16 protein-coding genes and 1 pseudogene are annotated in these 21,710 nt (G+C 68.3%); 10 read left to right on the forward strand and 7 right to left on the reverse strand.

Annotation, left to right across the window (positions count from 1 at the left end):
* Positions 1-29 precede the first annotated feature (29 nt).
* The gene (locus HRJ34_RS22870) at positions 30-1,610 is read right to left on the reverse strand and encodes an AMP-binding protein (protein WP_208632488.1); all 1,581 of its coding nucleotides are present in this window, start codon (positions 1,608-1,610) and stop codon (positions 30-32) included.
* A gap of 215 nt (positions 1,611-1,825) precedes the next feature.
* Here HRJ34_RS22870 and HRJ34_RS22875 point away from each other — a divergent pair, with 215 nt between their 5' ends.
* Positions 1,826-2,578 (forward strand): SDR family NAD(P)-dependent oxidoreductase, encoded by a 753-nt coding sequence (locus HRJ34_RS22875; RefSeq protein WP_208632489.1) that lies wholly within the window; start codon positions 1,826-1,828, stop codon positions 2,576-2,578.
* An 18-nt stretch (positions 2,579-2,596) separates the two neighbouring features.
* Here HRJ34_RS22875 and HRJ34_RS22880 read toward each other — a convergent pair whose 3' ends face one another.
* Positions 2,597-3,766 (reverse strand): cytochrome P450, encoded by a 1,170-nt coding sequence (locus tag HRJ34_RS22880; protein WP_208632490.1) that lies wholly within the window; start codon positions 3,764-3,766, stop codon positions 2,597-2,599.
* 246 nt (positions 3,767-4,012) lie between these two features.
* Between HRJ34_RS22880 and HRJ34_RS22890 the strand changes: the two are divergent.
* From HRJ34_RS22890 to pldA, 3 genes and pseudogenes are all read left to right on the forward strand, one after another.
* Positions 4,013-5,512 (forward strand): annotated as a pseudogene (locus HRJ34_RS22890) (aldehyde dehydrogenase).
* 186 nt (positions 5,513-5,698) lie between these two features.
* On the forward strand, positions 5,699-8,146 hold the full coding sequence (locus HRJ34_RS22895; RefSeq protein ID WP_208632493.1) for a TonB-dependent receptor: 2,448 nt from the start codon (positions 5,699-5,701) through the stop codon (positions 8,144-8,146).
* 39 nt (positions 8,147-8,185) lie between these two features.
* On the forward strand, positions 8,186-8,980 hold the full coding sequence (gene pldA / locus HRJ34_RS22900) for a 4-pyridoxolactonase (protein WP_208632494.1): 795 nt from the start codon (positions 8,186-8,188) through the stop codon (positions 8,978-8,980).
* Between the two features lie 94 nt (positions 8,981-9,074).
* On the opposite strand, the gene HRJ34_RS22905 is transcribed toward pldA, so the two are convergent.
* On the reverse strand, positions 9,075-9,923 hold the full coding sequence (locus HRJ34_RS22905; RefSeq protein WP_208632495.1) for an SDR family NAD(P)-dependent oxidoreductase: 849 nt from the start codon (positions 9,921-9,923) through the stop codon (positions 9,075-9,077).
* Positions 9,924-10,071: 148 nt separating this feature from the next.
* Positions 10,072-11,715 (reverse strand): MFS transporter, encoded by a 1,644-nt coding sequence (locus HRJ34_RS22910; protein WP_208632496.1) that lies wholly within the window; start codon positions 11,713-11,715, stop codon positions 10,072-10,074.
* 224 nt (positions 11,716-11,939) lie between these two features.
* Between HRJ34_RS22910 and HRJ34_RS22915 the strand changes: the two genes are divergently transcribed.
* Entirely contained in the window at positions 11,940-12,812 is an 873-nt protein-coding gene (locus HRJ34_RS22915; RefSeq protein WP_208632497.1) for an SDR family NAD(P)-dependent oxidoreductase, read from the forward strand.
* Entirely contained in the window at positions 12,809-14,161 is a 1,353-nt protein-coding gene (locus HRJ34_RS22920; protein ID WP_208632498.1) for an MFS transporter, read from the forward strand. Before HRJ34_RS22915 ends, HRJ34_RS22920 begins: the two co-directional genes overlap by 4 nt.
* Before the next feature lie 7 nt (positions 14,162-14,168).
* Here HRJ34_RS22920 and HRJ34_RS22925 read toward each other — a convergent pair whose 3' ends face one another.
* Positions 14,169-14,951, reverse strand: coding sequence for a DUF2889 domain-containing protein (locus HRJ34_RS22925; RefSeq protein WP_208632499.1), 783 nt, complete (start codon positions 14,949-14,951; stop codon positions 14,169-14,171).
* Positions 14,952-15,192: 241 nt separating this feature from the next.
* Between HRJ34_RS22925 and HRJ34_RS22930 the strand changes: the two genes are divergently transcribed.
* From HRJ34_RS22930 to HRJ34_RS22940, 3 genes are read left to right on the forward strand one after another with little or no spacing between them, the layout of a single operon-like run.
* Entirely contained in the window at positions 15,193-16,566 is a 1,374-nt protein-coding gene (locus tag HRJ34_RS22930; RefSeq protein ID WP_208632500.1) for an MmgE/PrpD family protein, read from the forward strand.
* Positions 16,567-16,601: 35 nt separating this feature from the next.
* Positions 16,602-17,351, forward strand: a complete 750-nt coding sequence (locus HRJ34_RS22935) for an SDR family oxidoreductase (protein WP_208632501.1) — start codon at positions 16,602-16,604, stop codon at positions 17,349-17,351.
* Positions 17,352-17,373: 22 nt separating this feature from the next.
* Positions 17,374-18,156 (forward strand): SDR family NAD(P)-dependent oxidoreductase, encoded by a 783-nt coding sequence (locus tag HRJ34_RS22940; RefSeq protein WP_208632502.1) that lies wholly within the window; start codon positions 17,374-17,376, stop codon positions 18,154-18,156.
* A 3-nt stretch (positions 18,157-18,159) separates the two neighbouring features.
* Here HRJ34_RS22940 and HRJ34_RS22945 read toward each other — a convergent pair whose 3' ends face one another.
* The gene (locus HRJ34_RS22945; protein ID WP_208632503.1) at positions 18,160-19,464 is read right to left on the reverse strand and encodes a spinster family MFS transporter; all 1,305 of its coding nucleotides are present in this window, start codon (positions 19,462-19,464) and stop codon (positions 18,160-18,162) included.
* 183 nt (positions 19,465-19,647) lie between these two features.
* On the opposite strand from HRJ34_RS22945, the gene HRJ34_RS22950 reads away from it, so the two are divergent.
* Complete coding sequence (locus HRJ34_RS22950) at positions 19,648-20,886, forward strand: acetyl-CoA hydrolase/transferase family protein (protein WP_208632504.1); 1,239 nt, start codon at positions 19,648-19,650, stop codon at positions 20,884-20,886.
* A gap of 54 nt (positions 20,887-20,940) precedes the next feature.
* Here the strand turns inward: HRJ34_RS22950 and HRJ34_RS22955 are convergent, their stop codons facing one another.
* Positions 20,941-21,681 carry a TetR family transcriptional regulator gene (locus tag HRJ34_RS22955; RefSeq protein WP_319025631.1) on the reverse strand — a complete coding sequence of 247 codons (741 nt, stop codon included), beginning with the start codon at positions 21,679-21,681 and terminating at the stop codon, positions 20,941-20,943.
* Positions 21,682-21,710 lie beyond the last annotated feature (29 nt).

The following is a 21,710-nucleotide window of genomic DNA, read 5'->3' on the forward strand; positions in this document are numbered from 1 at the left end:
GACGCTTCATGGCAAGTCGCCGGTCGGGCTCAGCGCTTGCTGAGCTCGAACCCGGCTTCCTCGCGGTCCCAGGTGCCGGCGGTGCGGCCCTCGTCGCGCAGCTGGTATTTGAGGATGCGGCCCACCGGGCTGCGCGGCAGGTCGGCGCGGAACTCGAAGAAGCGCGGCACCGCGAAATAAGGCACCCTGTCGACGCACCAGCTGCACATCTCCTCGGGCGTCATCGCGGCACCGTCCTTCAGGACGATCGTCGCCTTCACCTCGTCCTCGGTTTCGGCGAAGACGGCGTGGACGGCGACGTCCTTGACGTGCGGATGCTTCTTGAAGGTGTTCTCCAGCTCGAAGCTGGAGATATTTTCGCCACGGCGGCGGAGATAGTCCTTCTTCCGGTCGACGAAGTAGAAGAAACCCTCCTCGTCGAGCTTGCCGATGTCGCCGCTGTGCAGCCACATGTTCTTCATGATCTTCAGCGTCTCTTCCGGCCGGTTCCAATAGCCGCTGAACATGATGTCGGGATGGCGTGGACGGATGACGATCTCGCCGGCCTCGCCGGGGGGCAACTCCCTATCGTCCTCGTCGACGATGCGGACGTCGAAATCGTCATTGGGCTTGCCCGAGCTTCCCGGCGGTGCCGGCTCACCATCGGGCAGGCTGGTGACGCGGGCCGCTTCGGTGAGGCCGTAGGTGTTCGAACCGGTATAGGTGACGCCGAACCGGTCGCGCCACTTCTGCTGGATGTCGGGCGGGAAGGGCGAACCACGCACCGCGATCACCTGGCCGAAGCAGCGCTTCGACGCCTCGGTGTCGGGGGCGTTGGCGATGAAGGTCAGCATCGAGCCGAGCAGGTTGACGATGGTGGCGCCCGACCGTTCGATATCGTCCCAGAATTTGGAGACCGAGAAACGCGGGAAGACGGCGACCCGGCCACCCACCATCATGCACGACAGGATCGATCCCGCCACCGCGTTCATGTGGAAGAAGGGCAGCGGCGTCCAGTTGACGGTCCGTTCGTTCCGATCCTCGCGCTTGAGCACCTGGCGGGCGAGGTTGCAGGCATAGTTGTGCGAGATCATGCAGCCCTTGGACGGACCCGTCGTGCCGCCGGTGAAGATCAGCATGCACAGGTCGCCGGGCTTGTTGTCGTCGGGGATCGGCGTCTCGTCCTCGGCATAGGCGGCCGAAAGATATTCGACCGCGAGCCGGTTGGAGGCGGGTAGCGGCTCGCCGTCGCCGCGCACCAGCAGGCGCTGCGCGCAGGGCAGCTCCTTCTCGATCTCGACCACACGCCGGGCATAATCGGCCTCGGCGATCAGCAGCTCGGCGCCGGCATCGTCGAACTGGTGGCGCAGGAACTCGCCCTTATAGGCGGTGTTCACCGGCACGTTGATCGCGCCCAGCTTGTTGACCGCCAGCCACAATGTGATCGCGTCGACGTTCGAATCGAGCAGGCTGCACACCCGATCGCCACGCTTCACCCCGCGCGCGGCCAGGCCGTGGGCCAGCCGGGTCGAACGGCGGTCCATCTCCTTATAGGTGTAGGTGTCGCCGGTGAAGTCGAGCAGGATGTTGTCGGCATAGCGCTCGGCGCTGCGCCGCAGAACCTCCGTCACCGTCTCCCGAACATCCGCCGACCAAACAGGGTAAGTCACTACCGCCCCTCCAAACTGATTGTTCGTCAGTTTATACGGTAGAGGTCGCATCCTCCGCAAGCCGCACGGAGGCGCGTCTATGGGGAGAATGCCCTGAAAGGGGGACGCGCCGACTTGGCCGATGGCCGTCGCCCTATCCATTCCGGTCGGGGTGGAGAGCGAATGAGGAGCATCGCATGGTCTATTTCACGGGCAAGGTCGCGATGGTCACGGGCGCCGCCACCGGCATCGGCGAGGCGATCGCGCGGTCGCTGGCGTCGGCGGGAGCGGCGGTCGCCATCGCCGATATCGACGTGACGGCGGCGCGGTCGGCGGCGGCGGCGATCGGCGGAACCGGGAAGACTGTCGGCGTCGCCTGCGATGTCGCCGATCCGGCCACGGTCGAGGCCGCGGTCGCGGAGGTTCGGGCGGCGTTGGGCGGCATCGACTTTCTCGTCAACAATGCCGGGCTGCATCTCACCGGCTATGTCCGCCCGGTCAGCGAGCTTCCCGTCGAGGACTGGCGCCGGCTGCTCGACGTCAACGTGCTGGGTGTCGTCCATTGCGCCAAGGCCTGCCGGGAGACGATGCGCGAGCGGGGCGGCGGCGCGATCGTCAACATCGCGTCGATGGCGGCGTACAAGGGCGAGAACGCTTATGGCATCTCCAAGCTGGCGGTGCGCGGCCTGACGGTGGCGCTCGCGCGCGACTTCGCGGCGGACGGTATCCGCGTGTGCGGCGTCGCGCCGGGCTTCGTCGCGTCGGAGGCGGCGATGCGGCTGTTCCCCGAGGATCGCCGCGAGCGCTATGTCAACGAGGTACAACTCGTCCGCCGCCTTGGCCAGGTCGACGACATCGCCAGGGCGGTGCGCTTCCTGCTTTCGGACGACGCCTCCTTCGTCACCGCCGAGACGATCCTCGTCTCGGGCGGTGCGCTGACGCGAATCTGATACGCCGTCGAAGCGGCGTCAGTTCGCGGCCGGCCAGCGCAGCGGTAGCGCCGACAGCGTGTTGAGCCTGCCCGACCGGGCGACGACGCCGTCCGGATCGGCGACCTCGAAGTCGGGAATCCGTTTCAGCCACTCGGTGGTCGCCACGCGCAGCTCCATCCGGGCGAGGTGCGAGCCGACGCAGCGATGGCTGCCGACGGCGAAGGCGACATGGCGCTTGTCCGAACGATCGAAGTCGACCGACAGCGGATCGTCGAAGCGGCGTTCGTCGAGCCCATAGAGGCTGGTCGGCAGCAGGATCATCTCGCCGGGTTCGAGGACGACACCCTTATATTCGGTGCGGTGGCGAACGGTTCGGGCGAGGTTGGCGATGCCGTGGCGGCGCAATATCTCCTCGATCGCATCGGGAATCTTCTCGGGGTCCTGGGCCAGCGCGCGGCGATGGTCGGGGTGCATGGCCAGGAAGCGGGTGGTGAAGCTCAACCCCGCCACCACCGTGTCGAGCCCCGCGAACATGACGTTGGCGCTGAGGCTGAGCAGATCGTCGCGGCTGATCGGTTCGCCGTTGATCTGGCTGCGCATCAGATGGCTCAGTGCATCGTCGCCAGGACGCGCGGCGCGCTCGGCGATCTTGCCGTCGAGATAGTCGATCATCGTGTTGAACGCGCGCGAGATGGCGGCATGGTCGGGGCTGCGCGCGATCGCGTCGACATGCGGGGCGAGCAGCTTATGGTCCTCGAGCGGCAGGTCCATCATCGACAGGAAGATGGCGATCGGCAGCTTGGCGGCGAAATCGGCGACATAGTCGCAATGGCCGCGCGGCTTCATCTCCTCGATCAGCCGGACTGACAGCGTCCGGGCCTTCTCCTCCAGCAGGGCGATCGCCTTGGGGGAAAAGAGCGGCATGATCGCCTTGCGGAAATCGAGATGCTCGGCGCCATCGCGCTCGGCGGGCGCGAATTTCCGTTCGCGTTCCTCTTCCTTCGGGATCGCGACGAACCGGGTGCAGAAGCGTTCGTCGTCGCGATAGATGTCGTAGATGTCCTCGGCGCGGGTGACGACCCAATGGCCGCCGTTACGCGGGGTCCAGAACATATCGGGGCCCTCGTGCAGGGTCTTCCAGCCGAGCTGGATGTCACCGCCCACGGGCTTTACCGCATAATAGTCGAAGTCGACCTGCGCGCGCATCGCTGCTTCCTTTTCCCATTCCTCGCGCCGCTCGCGCGGCCTGCGATCATCAACCGGGCAGATCGATGCCAGTCCGGGACATCCGCGCCAAGAAACCGGTTTGGCGGCAGTCTTGGTGATTTCTCCCGAGTGGAGCAGAATCGATCCGGTGCGGCCCGCGGCGGCATTTTATACCACGCCCGGAATCGGTCGCCGCACCGCGGCTGTGGATCGGATCGTCATCCCGAAAGGTCGAGCCTCATGAGCATGTTGCCCCATTTCGATGCCTGGATCGGTGGGCGCCCGGCGCCCGCGGCGAGCGGCGCCACCTTCGCTTCGGACAATCCCTTCGACGAAACCGACTGGTGCACGGTCGCGCGCTGCGACGCGCGCGACATCGATGCAGCGGTCGCCGCCGCGCAGGCCGCGCGCCGCCCCTGGCGCGAACTGGGCGGGGCGGGGCGGCCGCCGCCTGCTCCGACCTCGCCGCGCTGATCGAGCGCGACGCGAGAGAGGCTGGCGGCGATCGAGGTGCGCGACAACGGTAAGCTGTTGGCCGAGATGCGCGCCCAGATGCACGCCGTCGCCGGCTGGTATCGCTATTTCGCAGGGCTGGCCGACAAGGTGGAAGGGACGCAGATCCCGCTCGACAGGCCGGGTATGCTGAGTTTCACCCGGCTGGAGCCGCTCGGCGTGGTCGGGCTGATCACGCCATGGAACTCGCCGCTGCTGCTGCTCGCCAACAAGCTGGCGCCGGCGCTGGCGGCCGGCAACACCGTCGTCGTCAAGCCGTCCGAATTCACCTCCGCCGCGACGATCGAATTCGCCAGGCTGTGCGATAAGGCGGGCCTGCCGGCGGGCGCGGTCAACGTCGTGCCGGGCTTCGGTGCGGAGGCTGGCGCGGCGCTTGTCGCGCATCCCGGCGTCGCCAAGCTCGCCTTCACCGGATCGGAGACCGGCGGACAGCGCATCTACGAGAGCGCGGCGAGCGCGCTCAAGCCGGCCACGCTCGAACTCGGCGGCAAGTCCCCGAACATCGTCTTCGCCGACGCCGATCTGGAGGCGGCGGTGATGGGAGCGGTCACCGGCATCTTCTCGGCGGCGGGGCAGAGCTGCATCGCGGGATCGCGCCTTCTGCTCCAACGGTCGATCCACGACCGCTTCGTCGCTGAGCTGGTCGAGGTCGCGAAACGCGCCCGGCTCGGCGACCCGCTGTCGCCCGACACCAATATCGGGCCGATCGCCACCCGGCCGCAACTCGACAAGATCCTCTCCTATCTGGAGATCGCCGAGGGCGAGGGGGCGTCGTTCGCGCTCGACGGGCGCAAGGCGCCCGGCCTGGCGGAACTCACGGGGCGCTTCGTCGGGCCGACCGTGCTGACCGGCGTGCACAACGGGATGCGCATCGCGCGCGAGGAGGTGTTCGGGCCGGTTCTCTCGATCATCCCGTTCGACAGCGAGGAGGAGGCGCTCGCGATCGCCAATGACAGCCCTTATGGCCTTGCCGCCGGCCTGTGGACGCAGGACGCAGGCCGGGCGCTACGCCTTGCGGAACAGGTCGAGGCGGGCACCGTCTGGATCAACACCTATCGCATGGGCGGCCATGCCCTGCCGTTCGGCGGCTACAAGCGCAGCGGCCTCGGCCGCGAGGGCGGGATCGACGCGATCAAGGACTATCTGCAGGTCAAGACGGTAGTGATGAGCACGCTCCGCCAGGTCAGCGATCCCTATGTGATGCGGACCGCCGAGGCGCATGGCGAACAATAACGGGGGCAGGCGGGACGTCCGTTTTCCATGGTTCGACGGACTGCGGTGATTTGTACCCTAATGGCCGCGGGGCCGAACTCGACGAACCATGAAGGGCCTCTGTAAAAAACCGGAGCGGCCAAAAGACTAGAAAAGTCGCCGAGTGATCCTTGCGGGCCGCAGCCTTTGGGTAGGGGAATATTCAACATGACAAAAATGCACCCGCATGGATGGGGTCTTTCCGCATCGCTCTCCGCGCTCGCGCTGGCGATCGTTGCAATGCCGGCGCACGCGCAGGCTCCGGCGGCGGCCGACGCCGCGACCGGGGCGACCAATGACAACGGCCTCGCCGACATCGTCGTGACCGCGCAGCGCCGTGAGCAGTCGCTCTCCCGCGTCCCGGTCTCGGTGCAGGCGGTCGGCGCCGCCACCCTCAAGACCCAGGTGATCGAGGATACGCCGTCGCTGGTGAAGACCTCTCCGTCGGTCGCCTTCACCGGTGGCTTCTCGGCCAATTCGAGCGGCTTCCTGATCCGCGGCATCTCCTCCGCCTCGTCCGAGGGCGGCGTCCAGCAGAGCACCGCGATGGTCATCGACGGCGTGCCGCTGGCGCGTCCGGGCGAATTTCTCGGCGACCTGGGCGATATCGAGCGGGTCGAGATCCTGCGTGGCCCGCAAGGCACGCTGTTCGGCAAGAATGCGACGGCGGGCGTGGTCAGCATCGTCACGCAGCGCCCGACCGACGATTTCCGCGGCTATATCGAAGGCGGCGCCACCACCGACGAGGAGTATCTGGTCCGTGGCATGATCAATGTGCCGCTCGGTCAGGGCGCCCGCCTGCGGCTGAACGGCTATTATCGCCATCTGGATCCCCTGGTGAAGAACCTCAGCACCGGTCCGGACCAATATGGGTTCGAGAACTACGGCTTCGCCGCCAAGCTCGATCTCGACCTGTCCGACACGGTGACGGCGAAGCTCAGTGCCGACTATCGCCATGGCTACAGCACTTTCGGCCAGGCGCTGAACATCGTGCCGAGCACCGGCATCGGCGCGCAGCAGATCGCCGCGCTCGGCTATACGCCGACGCCCGGCTTGGTGAAGATGGCAACCGACGGCATCAGCTTCGACAAGAGCCGCGGCTATTCCTTCACCGGCGAACTGGGCTGGGAGGCGAGCGACCGGGTCAAGGTGACGTCGATCACCGGCTATCGCGACTTCCGCGACGACAATCTCAGCGACGTCGACAACACCCCGGCGGGCTTCCTGATCGGCAAGGGCTTCTCGCCCAACCCGACCCGCTATCCGGTGATGTACGTCAGCACCGGTACGCCGCGCCAGCCGCAGCGTGTCTCCTATTTCTCCGAGGAACTGCGCGCCAACTATTCGGACGAGCGGCTCGATGTCGTCGGCGGCTTCTTCTACCAGACGCTGAAGGATCGCGGCGAAGGCGTGACCCCGTTCATCTTCGACGGTGCCTTCGTGCTGCGCAATCCCGCGCTGGCGGGCACCTATTTCTACAATTCGACCTATCTCGACTATCGCATCAACGACGACACATGGGCGGCGTTCGGCGACGTGACGTTCAAGCTCAGCGATACGTTCTCGCTGTTCGCCGGAGCGCGCTACACGCATGAGTCGATCCAGCTCAAATATAACAATGTGAGCTATTTCGGCGCGGTCGCCGCCAATTATGGCGCGGTGATCCTGCCGGGGCCGAACGGCCAGCCGGCGATCGACGTCGCCACCGGCCGACCGAACCTCACGCCGACCGGCGCGATCAACTATCAGATCGGCCGCGTGACCAACAATGTCTCGGGCCGGGCCGGCATCCAGTGGCAGCCGACCACCGACTACAACTTCTACTTCTCCTACAATCGCGGCTACAAGGGACCGGCCGCCGACGTGTCGCGCGGCTCGGGCACCCCGACCGCGACCTACTCGCCGCTGCTCGCGCCCGAGATCGCGACCAGCTTCGAACTGGGCTCGAAGGGCCGGCTGTTCGACGGCAACGTCCAGTACAGCCTGAACTTCTTCAAGCAGAAGGTGCGCAACCTCCAGCAGGCGGTGGTGCAGCTCACCGGCGCCAACGCGACGGTCACGCAGCTCATCAACGCCGGCGCGGTCAAGAGCGACGGCGTCGAGTTCGAGGCCCGCGCCCGCGTCGCCAACGGCCTGACCCTCGACGGCGGTTTCGCCTATACCGATCCGCGCTATTCGGGCGGCCTGTTCGTGGCCTGCTATCCCGGGCAGACGGCGGCGCAGGGCTGCGTCAACAACCGCCAGGCGATGAACGGCAAGCAGACCGTCAACTCGTACAAGTGGCGCTACAATCTCGGCGCGACCTATACGAACGACCTGCCAAGCTTGCCGGTCGGCGTGACGATCAACGTCGGCTGGCAGTGGTTCGACGACTCGCCCCAGCGCGTCGACACCGATCCGCTGCTGGTCGAGCCGTCACGCGGCCTGCTCGATGCGTCGCTCACCATCGCCGACGACAACCAGCGCTGGTCGCTCCAGATCTACGGCAAGAACCTGACCAACAAATTCTATTATGGCGGCCGGGTCAACGTCGACAACACGATCTCGCGCGTCTCGGGCTACGTCTTCCGCGACTATAAGCGCTACGGCGGCATGAAGCTGACCTACAACTTCTGACGATCGATCACGAGCGACACCGGATAGGAAAAGGCGGCGATGACCAAGACCAAAGTCTATCTTCTCGATTTCGGTTCGCTCGTGATGGATGGCTACATGATGTTCTGGGGAAGGGGCCCTGGCGGCCCCTTCCGCTTCCCCACCTATGGCGTGCTGATCGATCATGCCGAGGGGCGCTTCCTGTTCGACACGGGATATGACGGCGGCTTCTTCGCCAGGAATCTTCCGTTCGTGAACGTCGATCAGAGCGCGCGGCAGACGGTTCCGGGCCAGCTCGACCTGATCGGGCTCCGGCCGAAGGACATCACCCATGTCCTGAACTCGCACTACCATGTCGACCATGTTGGCGGGAACCACCACTGCACCCACGCGACCACCATCTGCCACAAGTGCGAGCTGGAGGCCTATGACGAGCCCGAGCCCTGGGAAGCCATGGGCTATTCGGACCGCAGCGTATCCGGCACGAGCGCTGCGAACGATGTCTCCGATCGCGCGGACGACATCTACACGCCGCGGTTCGAACTGATTTCCGGGGATGCCCGGATCGCGAAGGGCGTGACCCTGTTCGAAACGCCCGGACACACGCCCGGCCATTACAGCCTGATGGTCGAACTGGCCGATCGCCGGCCGATGCTGTTCACCGGGGACGCCTGCTACACGCAGCGCAGCCTGGAGGAGAATATCATCGCCAATTCGCACAGCGACGTGAAGCAGTCCTTCGCCTCGCTCGAACGGCTGCGCCAGCTCGCCGAGGAACATGACGCCGAGCTGTTCTACTCGCATGATCCGGCGCGCTGGGCGGAATGGAAGCCGGCGCCTTATCATTACAGCTGAAGCGGCGACAAAGGCGTCATCCCGGCGGAAGCCGCGGTGACGGGAAGGGACGTGGCCCGGTCCGGCATTCGCCGGCCGGGCCTTTTCTTGTCGCTCAGACCTCGTGCGGGGTCATCTTGTGCTCGGCGGTCGGTCCGTCGGGCCATTGCCGGGTGATCGTGTCGCGCCCTTCCGCATAGCGCTTCTCGATCAGGTCGAGGTCCTGCGGGTGGGTCCAGATGTAGAAGTCCTCATTCTCGATCCCCGCCGCGACGAGCTGGCCGACCCGCTCGGGGTTCATGCCGAGGTCGAGCATCGCCTGCTGGTTGCGCGGGTCGCCCGAGACCTTGCCTCCATATTCGGCCGGCCGGTTGCGCCCGGCGTCCCAGATCGAGGTGTTGACGATGCCGGGGCAGAGCACGCCCACGCCGATCGCGGGGCCATATTCGGTGCGGAACGCCTCGCTCAACCCCAGCACCGCGTGCTTGGAGGCGACATAGGCGGCGATGCCCCTGGTCGGCGCGCCGATCGAATGATGCGATCCGGTGCTGACGATCCAGGCCGGTCCCCCCTGTTCGCGGAAGCGGCGGCCGAACTCGCGCATGCCGTTGAACACGCCGACGACGTTGACGTCGAGCTGCCAGCGGAAATCGGTGTCGGAGATGTCGAAGCCCGGCCCGGTCAGACACACCCCGGCATTGTTGCAGAGAATGTCGATGCGGCCCAGCGCCGACCAGGCATGGTCCGCCATCGCCGCGACCGCGGCCGGATCGCGCACGTCGGCGGCGAAGGACGAGGATCGCACCCCGCGCGCCGCCGCCTCGGCGGCCACGGCCTCCGCCTTGGCGCCTTCGATGTCGACCACCACCACATTCGTCCCGGCGTCGGCGAACGCCAGAGCGATGCCGCGTCCTATCCCGCTGCCGGCGCCGGTGACGACCGCGCTCTTTCCGGCCAGTTCCATGAAGTCTCTCCTTGTTGCCTTGCCGCGACGCTCCGTTGCCGATGGCACCGGAACCCCGCACGACGGCATCCTACAGGCCGGCCCGGGTGGCCCGTCATTCGAATAGCGCCGGGTTGAGGTACGCCTTTCCCGGAAGCGGGCTGCCCGGTCAGCTGTTGCCCGGCGGCGGGACCGGCGCGAAGTCGGACATGCGGGGGCCATGGTCGGGGGCCTCGTCGCGCCAGCGCACCGACCCGAACGGTCGCTCCAGCATCCGCCGGACGCGCGGTTCGTGCTTCTCGATCTGGAACTCGGTCGCCCGGTCGCGAACGGCGAGATCCTCGGCGGTCGGTCGATCGCGGGCGCGCAGATAGTCGTTCCACGTGGGATAGTGGAAGCGTTCGACCCAGACGCTGGGATCGGCCATGTCGCGGGCGAGCGAGACGTCGAACGCGCCATTGCGCTCGCGGCTGCGCTTCACCTGCCGCATCACGTCGTAGAAGCGCCGGGCATCCTCGGGCGCCACCGCATATTCGATCTCGATCACGACCGGGCCGCTGCGCCCGGTGATGTCGAGCTTGACCACGGGATCGCTGCCCGGTGGTGGCCCCGCTTCGATCGCGGCGCTGGCCGGCAGCGGCAGCAGATAGCCGAGGAAGATGCTGCCGAGCATCACCATGCCCGCGATCTGGATCGCGGTCGCGACGTCGATCTGCTGTCCGATCTGACCCCATAGCCAGGCCCCGCCCGCGAGGCCGCCGGCGATCACGGCCTGGAAGGCGGCCAGCGCCCGGCCGCTGACCCAGCGGGGGGAGGAGAGCTGCACCGAAACGTTGAGCAGCGATATGCTCACCATCCACGCCCCGCCCGCGCAGAGCATGGCGAGGGCGGTCAGCGGGGTATGGCGGCTGAGCGAGATCAGCAGCAGCGCCAGGCCGAGCATCAGGCTACAGCCGCGCACCGTCCATTCGATCGGGAAACGGGCGCGCAGCCGCGCGGTCGCCAGGCCGAAGCCGACCGCTCCGATCCCGAAGGCGCCGAGCAGCAGGCCGTAGGTTCCCGGGCCGCCGCCCAATATCTGCCGCGCCACGAACGGAGTCATCGAATAGATCGCCGACGTGCCCATCGCCATGGCGACGGTGCGGCCGATCGCGCGGCGGATAGGCGGCGCGTGGCGGACATAGCGCAGGCCCGCCAGCATCGCCCGGTCGAGCCGCTCCGGCGGCAGGCGCGGCGGCTCGGCCTGCCGCTTCCACAGGTAGAGCGCGATCAGGATCGGCAGGTAGAGCACGGCGTTGAGCGAGAAGGCGACGACCATTCCCGCCGAGGCGACGATGATGCCGCCGATCGCGGGACCGACGCTGCGCGCGGCGTTGTTGGACAGCGAATAAAGCGCGACCGCCGCCGGCATCGCCTCGGGCCCGACCACCTCCGACGCGGAGGATTGCCAGGCGGGCGAATAGAGGGCGAGGCCGGTGCCCACGATGAAGCAGCACAGCAGGATAAGGACTGGCGAGATCAGCCCGAGCGCGGCGACCGCCGCCAGCAGTAGCGCGCCCGAAAAGGACAGGCAGAGCGCGGCGATCGCCACCTTGCGCCGGTCGTACATGTCGGCGATCGCGCCCGCCGCGATGGCCAGCAGCATGATCGGCAGCATCGACGCGGTCTGCACCATCGCGACCAGGTGCGGCGCATGGGTGATTTGCAGCATCGTCCAGGCCGCCGCCACGGCCTGGACCTGCTGGCCGAGATTGGAGAAAAGGCTGGCCGTCCAGATGCGCCGGAAGGCGCGTTGGCGCAACGGCGCACCCATGGCGGATGCCTGCCTGTCCGCGTCCTTGCTTCCCGCCACGCGCTCTTCCCGCCGAGACCGGGCCCCGATGCCCGCCGTCCCGTCTAGGAAGAACTGATATATTGTCAACTTTGAGCGCCGGGAGCCTGCCGGGTCTCGGGATGTTTTCCCCATGGTGGGCCGCCGGCCATCCATTGTGCGCCCCTTCCATGCTCCATAGGCAGGTGGAAAGTCGGGAGATGGCGATGGCTGAAGGCGAGCAAAGCGCAGGGGCCGGCAGGCTGGCGGGCCGGGTCGCGCTGGTGACGGGCTGCGGCCGCCTCCAGGGCATCGGGCGTGCGGTCGCGCTCGATCTCGCCGCCGCCGGGGCCGACGTCGCCGTCACCGATCTGCGTGTCGACGGCGTGCGCAACATCGCCGATGCGAGCGAGGCCGAGACGGCCGTCGGCTGGCGCGGCTTGACCAGCCTGGTCGAGGAGGTGCGGACGATGGGCCGTCGCGCCGTCGCGCTGACCGGGGACATTGGCGAGGAGGCCGACGCCGGGCGCATGGTCGGCGAAGCGATCGCCGCGCTGGGCCGGGTCGATATCCTCGTCAACAATGCCGGCGCGCCGCACGGCCCCGACCGTGGGACGAGCTGGGAGATTCCGGTCGACGCCTTCGATATGGTGATGCGGATCAACACGCGCGGCACCTTCCTGATGAGCCGGGCGGTGATCCGTCATCTGCTCGCGCGCCGGGCGGATGGCGAGGCGATCGCGGGCCGGATCGTCAACATCGCGTCGGGCGCCGGGAAGCGCGGCGTGCCCGAACGCGCCGCCTATTGCGCCTCCAAATTCGCCGTCGTCGGCCTGACCCAGACGCTGGCGCAGGAACTGGGCGCGATGGACATCACCGTCAACGCGGTTTGCCCCGGTGCGATCGCCACCGCGCGCGCGGCCTCGCGCGAGAAGCGCAAGGCCGAGGCCGGGGTGGCGTTCGAGTTCATCACGTCGGCGGTGCCGCGTATCGGCACCGGCCACGACATCGCGCGCGCCGTCACCTTCCTGGCGGAGCCCGAGGCAAGCTTCGTCACCGGCCAGTCGATCATGGTCGACGGCGGGATGCTGATGCTGTGAGCGACGCGGCCGCGATCCCGTCCGCCCCGCCGGCGGGCGCCGACGATCCGATCCGGGCATCGGCCTGGATCACCCTTACGGTCCTGCTGCTCTTCTACCTGATGTCCTTCGTGGACAAGCAGATGATCGCGCTGCTGGTCAATCCGATGGGCAAGGGGCTCGATCTCCAGGACAGCCAGCTCGGCCTGCTCGTCGGCGCGGCGTTCGGCATCTTCTACACGATCAGCGTGTTCGGCGCGGGCTGGCTGCTCGATCGCTATTCGAAGCGGACGATCCTGTTCGTGGCGGTGCTCGGCTGGTCGCTCGCGGCGGCGGCGACCGGGCTCGCCTGGTCGTTCGAACAATTGTTCCTCGCGCGGGCGCTGGTCGGCATCGGCGAGGGTTTCCTGCCTCCCGCCTCGCTCGCGCTGATCGCCGCCGTCTTCCCGCGCGGCCGGATCACCATGGCGACGAGCATCTTCTTCGCTGGCTCCAACATCGGATCGGTGCTCGCGCTGCTGGTCGGCGGCAAGGCGATCGCCTGGCTCGACGCGCGGGGCGGGGCGGTGCTGCCGTTGCTTGGCCATCTCGACGCGTGGCGGGCTGCGTTCGTGCTGTCGGCGCTGCCGGGCATACCGCTCGCGCTGCTCGCCTTCGCGATCCATCGCGGGGCTTCGCAACCGGTGCCCAAGACGGTCGCGGTCGCCGGGGGTGAGAATGACGGCTATCTCCGTTTCCTGCGCGCACACACCCGGCTGATCATCTGCCACAACCTCGCTTATGGCCTGATGTCGTCGGCCTGCTATGCAGTGCTGCTCTGGGCGCCGGCCTACCTCGAACGCGGCTTCGGTTGGGGAGCGGATCGGGTCGGCATGGTGCTCGCGATCGGATCGGCCTGTGGTGCCGCCGCCAATATCGGCTGGGGGATGACGAGCGACCGGCTGTTGCGCGGCGGACGGCGCGACGTCCATTATCGCCTCTACCCCGGCCTCTACATGCTGTGCATCCCGGTGACCGCGCTCACTTTCCTGTGGGTGGGGCCGGGGACGTTCTTGCCGCTCTACATGATGGTGTCGGTGCTGCTGCTCGGATCGGGCGGGATGACCGCCGCGCTCCAGCTCTCGACGCCGCCGGGCCTGCGCGCGCGGGTGATGGGCATCCAGACACTGTCCTCGGGCATCTTCGGGCTCGCGCTGGCGCCGACGCTGGTGCCCAGCCTGGCGCAATATGTTTTCCGCGACCGGCAGGCGATCGGCCTGTCGATCGCGGTGGTGGTGGGCGTGTCGCTGCTTGCGACCATCCTGCTGCTGTTCTTCGCGCGCGGGGCGTTGCGCGAGGCCGTGAAGGCGCGGGACGAGGTGGGGCGGTAGCGGACCCTCAGGGCCGCTCCGCCAGATGCGAGAGCATCCCCTCGGACGAAGCCTCATAGTTGAGCGTGCTGCCGAAGTTGCGCAGCCCCCGGTCGCGATTCTCCTCGAGGAAGGTGTAGCAGACGCCGCTCTGTCCCCGGTCGCGCGCGGTGGGGTAGAGGTCGGGATCGAGCGTGCGGCCGGCGGCGACCATCACCGCGCGGCGCAGCACGGTCGCATCCTCGGCCGCTTCGATATCCATCGCTTCGGTGCGTTCGCGGAACCCTTCGACCAGCGGCTGGCCCGCCCAGTCCGCCGGTCCGGTGATCGCGCGCCGGTCGATTGCCCAGGTCAGCACCGGCGCGCCGTCGCGCAGCAGCGTCGCGGCGCCGGCGCCCAGCAGGCGCCGATGGCCCTGTTCCCAGGCGGCGATCTCGCGATCCTCGACCAGCGCCTCGTAGCGGCGATGCGCCCGGCCCGCCGCCGCATGCGCCATCGCCAGCCCGGCGAGATCGAACATATGGGTGCATTGCCGGCGCATCGACACCATCCGTCCGATCTCCGTCGAGCGGGCGGCGAGCGCGTGGCCGATCATGCCCTTGAGGCCGAGTGTCGCCGCCGGGCAGGTGGTGAAGGGCGCCCGCACCGCCACGGCGCGCACGTCGGTCATCACCCCGTCGCGATGCTCGATCGTCACGCCGAAATGGTGGAAATCATCTTCCAGCCAGCCGACCACCGCGCCATCGGGTTCCCGGCGCAGGTCGATCAGCCGGCGCAGCCGGCCGCCGATGCGGGGGTAAGCGTCGCCCATCTCAGCGGGCCATGGCGTTGGCGATATGGTTCATGGATCAGCTTCATCGGAAGCCGCCGCTGGAGCGTCAAGGGCCGCGCGCGTTGCGGAAGGCCCGCTCGCGCCGCAGAAATGCCCGGAAAACGGGCATTAAGGGTGGAGACGACTTAAACCCGTCGAACCCATCACGCCGTAGGGACGGGCGTTCGATATAGATCGAGGCTCGACAGGACATGATAGGACAGGCCGGGGAGAGGGAATCATGACAGTGCATCGACCGATCGCGCGTCCGACGCTGGCCGAGCGCCAGGCCGCCTGGATCGAGGCGCTAAGCTACGAGGATATCCCCGAGGAGGTGCGCGCCCGCGCCCGCCTGCTTCTGCTCGACTTCCTCGGCGTCGCGCGGCTCGGCTCGACCCTGCCGCAGGTGGCGCCGGCGCGCGCGCTGCTGGAGATCATGGCGACCCTGCCCGAGGCGAGCGTGATCGGCGGCGGCGGCCGGGCGACCGCGGCCTATGCGGCCTATGCCAACGGCACCTTCGGCCATAGCTGCGAATATGACGACGCCCATTTCGACTGCGGCCATCCCGGCGTCTGCGTGATCCCGGCCGCGCTGGCGCTCGCCGAACGCACGGACGCCAGCGGCAAGGACCTGCTCGTCGCGATCGTCGCGGGCTATCAGGCGATGGTCTGGTCGCAGGGGCCGGTGAACCGTCGCACCCTCGATATCGGCTGGCACGGGATGAAGATCGGCGGCGTGTTCGGTGCCGCGGCGGCCACCGCCAAGCTGCTCGGCCTGACCGCGGAGCAGACCGCCAACGCGCTGGCGATCGCCGGCAGCGACGCGTCGGGGACGATGGAATATGATCAGTCGGGCGGGGAGGTGAAGCGCTTCCACGCCGGCATGGCGTCGCGCGCCGGCGTCCAGGCGGCGCTGCTGGCGCAGGCCGGGCTGACCGGCCCGGTGACGATCTTCGAAGGGCCGCGCGGCATCCACAACCTGTTCACGGAGCGCCAGCCGAAGGATGCCGAGAGCTATTGGGACGGCAGCTTCCACATCCTGCGCACGATGGTGAAGCTCCATCCGATGGTCGGCACCACCCATGGCGTGCTCGATGCGCTCGCCATGGTGCTCGACCGCCGCCCCGCCCGCGCCGAGGAGATCGAGCGGATCGAATGCGGCATCGTCGACTGGGCGATTCCGCATGGCGCGGCGATCGTCCATCCGCAGGACATGCTGAGCGCGCAGTTCAGCCTCGCCTTCGCCTGCGCGCTGCGCGTGGTGAAGGGGCGGGTGCTGATCCGGGACCTCGCCGATCCGGCCTGCTGGGCCGACGAGGAGTTGAAGGCGTTCGCCAGCCGGATCGAGCCGGTCGCGATCGTCGTCCCCGCCGACGCCGTCGAGCTGTGCGGCGGCGTCACCGTCCATTTCAAGGACGGCACGGTCGAGACCGCCTTCCAGCCCGCGCCGCGCGGCTACCCCACCAACCCGGCGACCGCGGCGGATATCGAGACGAAATTCCTTGATGTCGTCGATGGGCTGATGGGCGGCGAGCAGGCGCGGCGCGTGGCGGCGATGGTCGCCGATGTCGACACGCTGCCGACGATCGGCTCGTTGCTCGCGGCGATCGGTTGAGCCAACCCATATCATCTTCTGGAGAAAATCGGATCATGCGGTTCAAGGACAAGGTGGCGATCGTCACGGGCGCGGGCCAGGGCATCGGCGAGCATTATGCCAAGGCAATCGCCGCCGAGGGCGCGGCGGTCGTGGTCGCCGAGATCAACGCCGACAATGCCCGGCGCGTGGCGGAGGAGATCGTCGCGGCGGGCGGCAAGGCGATCCACCTCGCCACCGACGTGTCGTCGGAGGATTCATGCCAGGCCTGCGTCGACGCGACGGTCGAGGCGTTCGGTGGGCTCGATTATCTCGTCAACAACGCGGCGATCTTCGCGGGGATGCGGCGCGAGCCGTGGATGCAGATCGACCTCGCTTATTATCGCCGCTTCATGGCGGTCAATTTCGAAAGCGTGCTGCTGATGACGCGCGCCGCGCATCCCGCGCTGGTCGCGCGCGGCGGCGGGGTGGTGCTCAACCAGTCGTCGAGCGCGGCCTGGTATGCGGGCAATTATTACGGCCTGTCGAAGCTCGGTGTGAACGGCCTCACCATCGCGCTCGCCAAGGAACTGGGGCCGCAGAACATCCGCGTCAACGCTGTCGCGCCCGGGCCGACCGACACGATGGCGACCCGCACCTCGGTGGCGCCCGAACGGTTGCAGGGGCTGCTCGACACGCTGCCGCTCAAGCGGGTCGGGCAGACGCAGGACATCGTCAACACGGTGTTGTTCCTGCTGTCCGACGAGGCCTCCTGGGTCACCGGCCAGATCTGGTCGGTTGACGGCGGCCAGATGATGCGTCCCTGACGGATTGGCGGGAGGAGCTGCCATGGCGTTTCGTCCCTTCGACCTGACCGGCAAGGTCAGCCTGGTGACGGGCGGCAATGGCGGCATCGGTTTCGGCATGGCGGCGGCGCTGGCGCAGGCCGGGTCCGACATCGTCATATGGGGGCGCAAGGCCGACAAGAACGCCGCCGCCGTCGGGGCGCTGCGCGCGATGGGGGCCAGGGTGCTGGACATCGCCCTCGACATTGCCGACCGCGAGGCGGTGGATGCCGCCATGGCCCGCTCGGTCGGGGAGATGGGGCGGGTCGATTGCTTCATCGCCAACGCCGCGGTCGGCAAGCGCGGCACGCCCTTCCACGAAATCGACGCCGCCATGCTGCGCGACGTCGTGGCGATCAACCTGGAAGGCACGATCTGGTGCCTGCGGGCGGCCGCGGCGGCGATGGCCGAGCGGGCGCAGGCGGGCGATCCCGGCGGATCGATCGTCGGCATATCGACGATCGCCACCTTCCAGGGCGTGTCGCGCAACCAGGCCTATGCCGCCACCAAGGGCGCGATGGTGCCGCTGATCCGCTCGATCGCCGTCGAATATGGCCGCCACGGCATCCGTGCCAACACCATCACCCCCGGCTGGATCGCCACCGACCGCACCGCCTGGGCGCGGGAGGAGGGCGCGGCGTCCGAGGCGGTGGTGAAGCGCACCCCGGCGCGCCGCTGGGGCGAGCCGGCCGACTTCGGCGGCATCGCCGTCTATCTCGCGTCCGACGCATCGCGGTTCCACACCGGCGACGACTTCGTGATCGACGGGGGCTATTCGATCTTCTGATCGTCAGGCGATCGCCGGGACCGGCCCGCCGCCTGCCTCGGGCCGGCGCAGACAGCGGGTCGCCGCGACCAGGGTCAGCGCCGCCGGGATATTGCCCAGCGCCATGATGATCAGCGCGGTCCGCAATCCCGCTTCGCCACCGCCCAGCGCATCGCTGAGCAGGCCCGCGACCAGCGGACCGGCGCCGGTGCCGAGCAGGTTGGTGCAGAGCTGGCTCATGCCCGAGATGGTGCCGCGCAGCTCGGGCGGCGACAGCGAGACCACCGATCCGAAGCACTGGCCGAGCCAGGCGGCGGTGGTGACGCCGAGCAGCAGCATGGCGGCGATCGCCATCGGCAGGCTGGGCGACAGGAACAGCGCCAGCTCGACCGGTACGTTCGCGAGCAGGCCGACAGTGGTGACGAGGTGGATGCGATCGCGCCGGCCGCGCGACAGCCGGTCGTTGATGCGGCCGAAGATCGGCAGGCACAGCCCCTGGATCACGCCGATCGACAGGGCGAGGATCAGCCCGGCGTCGCGGACATCGGTGCCGTGCGCCCGGCCGAAGAAGGAAACCGACCAGGCGAAGACGGCGGCGACGACGAACGACCCCAGCGTGACGCCGGCGATCGACCAGGGAAGGGCGGGCTCGGCGCGCATCGCCTGGAAGGCGGCCCGGAACGATGTGCGCTTCGGGGCCGGACCCGCGCTGTCGAGCTGGCCGCGCAGCGGCTCGCGCAGGGTCAGCAGGGTCAGCAGGCCCATGACGATGCCCGGCATGCCGGCGAGCAGGAAGGCCGCCCGCCAGCCATAGGCATGCGCCACCATCCCGCCGAACAGGAAGATCAGTGCGATTCCCAGCGCGGTGCTGGCATAGAAGATGCCGAAGGCGAGGCCGCGTTGGCGCGGGGCGAAATGATCGGCGATCAGTGCGGTGGCGGTGGACGCGCCGCCCCCCTCCGCCGCGCCGACGCCGAGCCGCAACAGGGCGAGGGTGACCGCGTTGGAGGCGAGTGACCCGAGCGCCGTCAACAAGCTCCACAGCATCACCAGTCCCGACAGCAGCCGTACCCGATTGGTGCGGTCGGCGAGCAGGCCGAGCGGGATGACGGTGATCATGAAGCCCAGCGCATGCGCCATGCCGCCGAGGAAGCCGACATAGGAATCGCTGAGCTTCAGGTCATGCTTCACCGCTTCCATCACCACCGCGATCACCTGCCTGTCGATGGTGTGGCAGCAATAGATGCCGGTCAGCAGGGCGAGCGCCCACCAGCGGTTGGCCGCGCCCTGGACGGCACTGCTGCCGTCTTTTCCGTCCAAACCGTGCATCAGGTCCTGTCCTCGGGAGTGTCGGGCGACGATGCTATCCGGGTCCGGCGTGGCGCGCAGCCATCAGGAAATCCCCATTATCGGCTAAGCTCCCTCAACCATGAAACCCTCCTCCTTGGGCTATCCGCATGACGGCCATAGGAAGACGGTTCCCGATCCTTGGGAAATAGGGGTGTCGCCCACATGCCGATTGCCGATCTGCTCGACCGTTTCCGGCCTGGCGCGTCCGTCTATCTGCCCGGCGCCACGGGGGAGAGCCTCGCGCTGGCGGATGCGCTGACGGCCGACCCCGGACGGCTGCGCGGCGTCGATGTGACGAGCTGCCTTCTGCCGGGCATGAACGGCGTCGATTATGCGGGGCTCGCGCCCGATGCCCGGCTGACGATCTTCATGCTCCCCGCCGCCACGCGCGAAGCCTTCGCGCAGGGGCGGGTGCGGCTGCTGCCGCTCGCCTATTCGGCGATCGCCCGCCACATCGCCGCCGCTTCATTCGACATCGCGGTCGCGCATGTCGCGCCGCCCGCTGCCGACGGTCGGGCATCGTTCGGCATCGCCGCCGATTTCTCGCCGATCGCCTGGAGCACCGCGCGCCAGCGGATCGCGATCGTCAATCCGCATATGCCGTCGATGCGGCGCGGCCCCGCAATCGCGTTGGCCGAGGCCGATCTGGTGGTCGAACTCGACGGTCCGCTGATCGAGGTCGCGCCCGCGCGGCCGGACGCGACGGCGCGGGTGATCGCCGGCCATGTAGCGGCGCTGATCCCCGACGGCGCGGCGGTGCAGGTCGGCATCGGCGGCGCGCCCGCCGCGCTCTGGGCGGCGCTGGGCGACCATCGCGGCCTGCGGCTCCGCTCCGGCCTGGCGAGCGAGGAATTGCTGACCCTCGCCGATCGCGGCGCGCTGGCGCCGGACGGACATGTCAGCGGCATCGCGGCGGGAAGCGAGGGTTTCTACCGGGCGCTTGCCGATCGCGACCTGATCCGCTTCGCCGATGCGCGGGAGACGCACGACGCCGGCCGGATCGGGCGGGAGGAGCGCTTCTTCGCGGCCAACTCGGCGCTGGAGGTCGACCTGTTCGGGCAGGTCAACCTGGAATGGCAGGGCGGGCGTCCGGTCAGCGGCGTCGGCGGCGCGCCTGATTTCGCGGCGGCGGGGATCGCCTCGCCGGGGGGGCGGTCGATCACGATGCTGCCCGCCACGGCGAAGGGCGGCGCGATCAGCCGTATCGTCGCGCGCTTGTCGGCCCCCTCGGTCTCGCTACCCCGCAACCTCGCGGACATGGTGGTCACCGAACATGGCGTCGCCGACCTGCGCCACGCCTCGCTCGACGGGCGGGCCGAGGCGCTGATCGCGATCGCCGATCCGGCGATGCGGGATATGCTCGCGGAGCAATGGCGGTCGCTGCGCGCAGCCATGGCCTGACGGGTCCCGGGCCGGCGTCGCCGTGCGCCGTCAGGCGCATTCCCAAGCAGCCTCTCAGGCGCTGGGCGCGCCGTCCTCGGCCTGTCGTGCGCGCCGGCGGGCCGGGCGGGACTGGTCCGCCGGCTTCTCCGGGGTCTTGCGCGTGTTCCTCACATCGCGCGGCATGCCACCCATCAGCGCGCTGGCGAGGAGGAAGGCTGTCGTCTCGATCTGGCGGGGGCGCGTCGCCTTGTGCGCCGACGGCAGGCGGATGAGGGCGGCCGTGCGCTCGAGCATGGCGAGCACGACCGACGCGGTCGACGGCGGATCGAGGCGCTGGTCGGGCGGGAGATCGGCCTGGAGCGTCTCGATCTTTTCCTGAAGCGCGAGGTGGATCGGCTCCACCGCGCGGCGGCGCACGTCGTGGAAGCGCTTGTCGCCCTCGTCGGCGACGAAGTTGCGGATGCGCAGCAGTGCGTGATGCGTGTCCCATACCGCCATATAGGCCTGCACGAACGCTTTCGCCTTGGCCATGACATTGTCGGCGGTCCATGTGCTGGCGAGCAGCGCCATCAGTTCCGGGGTCGCCTGCTGCACCTCCTCGACGACGGCGAGGCCGGCTTCGGCGACGCTCTCGAAATAGAGGTAGAAGGTAGACGAAGATACGGCCGCCATCTGTCCAATCTCCGCGACTCGCAATTCGCGAAGCGGACGGCGCTGCATCAGGTTGGCGGTGGCGGCGACGATCCGGGCTCGGGTCAAAATCCCCTTACTGCCCATTTCTTGCCCATAAAGATTCTGTTTCGGCCGTGCCATAGTGCTCGCGATATCCTGAACGATGCTTC

The organism is Rhizorhabdus wittichii, from assembly GCF_017607425.1.
In the GTDB taxonomy this organism is placed as follows: domain Bacteria; phylum Pseudomonadota; class Alphaproteobacteria; order Sphingomonadales; family Sphingomonadaceae; genus Rhizorhabdus; species Rhizorhabdus wittichii.

Coding starts and splice junctions, on each gene's coding strand:
- HRJ34_RS22880 (WP_208632490.1), bottom strand. CDS start 3,766: ATGCGCGCGCAGGTCGACTTCGACTATTATGCGGTAAAGCCCGTGGGC.
- HRJ34_RS22935 (WP_208632501.1), top strand. CDS start 16,602: ATGCGGTTCAAGGACAAGGTGGCGATCGTCACGGGCGCGGGCCAGGGC.
- HRJ34_RS22895 (WP_208632493.1), top strand. CDS start 5,699: ATGACAAAAATGCACCCGCATGGATGGGGTCTTTCCGCATCGCTCTCC.
- pldA (WP_208632494.1), top strand. CDS start 8,186: ATGACCAAGACCAAAGTCTATCTTCTCGATTTCGGTTCGCTCGTGATG.
- HRJ34_RS22905 (WP_208632495.1), bottom strand. CDS start 9,923: ATGGAACTGGCCGGAAAGAGCGCGGTCGTCACCGGCGCCGGCAGCGGG.
- HRJ34_RS22925 (WP_208632499.1), bottom strand. CDS start 14,951: ATGGGCGACGCTTACCCCCGCATCGGCGGCCGGCTGCGCCGGCTGATC.
- HRJ34_RS22945 (WP_208632503.1), bottom strand. CDS start 19,464: ATGCACGGTTTGGACGGAAAAGACGGCAGCAGTGCCGTCCAGGGCGCG.
- HRJ34_RS22875 (WP_208632489.1), top strand. CDS start 1,826: ATGGTCTATTTCACGGGCAAGGTCGCGATGGTCACGGGCGCCGCCACC.
- HRJ34_RS22910 (WP_208632496.1), bottom strand. CDS start 11,715: ATGGGTGCGCCGTTGCGCCAACGCGCCTTCCGGCGCATCTGGACGGCC.
- HRJ34_RS22955 (WP_319025631.1), bottom strand. CDS start 21,681: ATGGCACGGCCGAAACAGAATCTTTATGGGCAAGAAATGGGCAGTAAG.
- HRJ34_RS22950 (WP_208632504.1), top strand. CDS start 19,648: ATGCCGATTGCCGATCTGCTCGACCGTTTCCGGCCTGGCGCGTCCGTC.
- HRJ34_RS22915 (WP_208632497.1), top strand. CDS start 11,940: ATGGCTGAAGGCGAGCAAAGCGCAGGGGCCGGCAGGCTGGCGGGCCGG.
- HRJ34_RS22930 (WP_208632500.1), top strand. CDS start 15,193: ATGACAGTGCATCGACCGATCGCGCGTCCGACGCTGGCCGAGCGCCAG.
- HRJ34_RS22940 (WP_208632502.1), top strand. CDS start 17,374: ATGGCGTTTCGTCCCTTCGACCTGACCGGCAAGGTCAGCCTGGTGACG.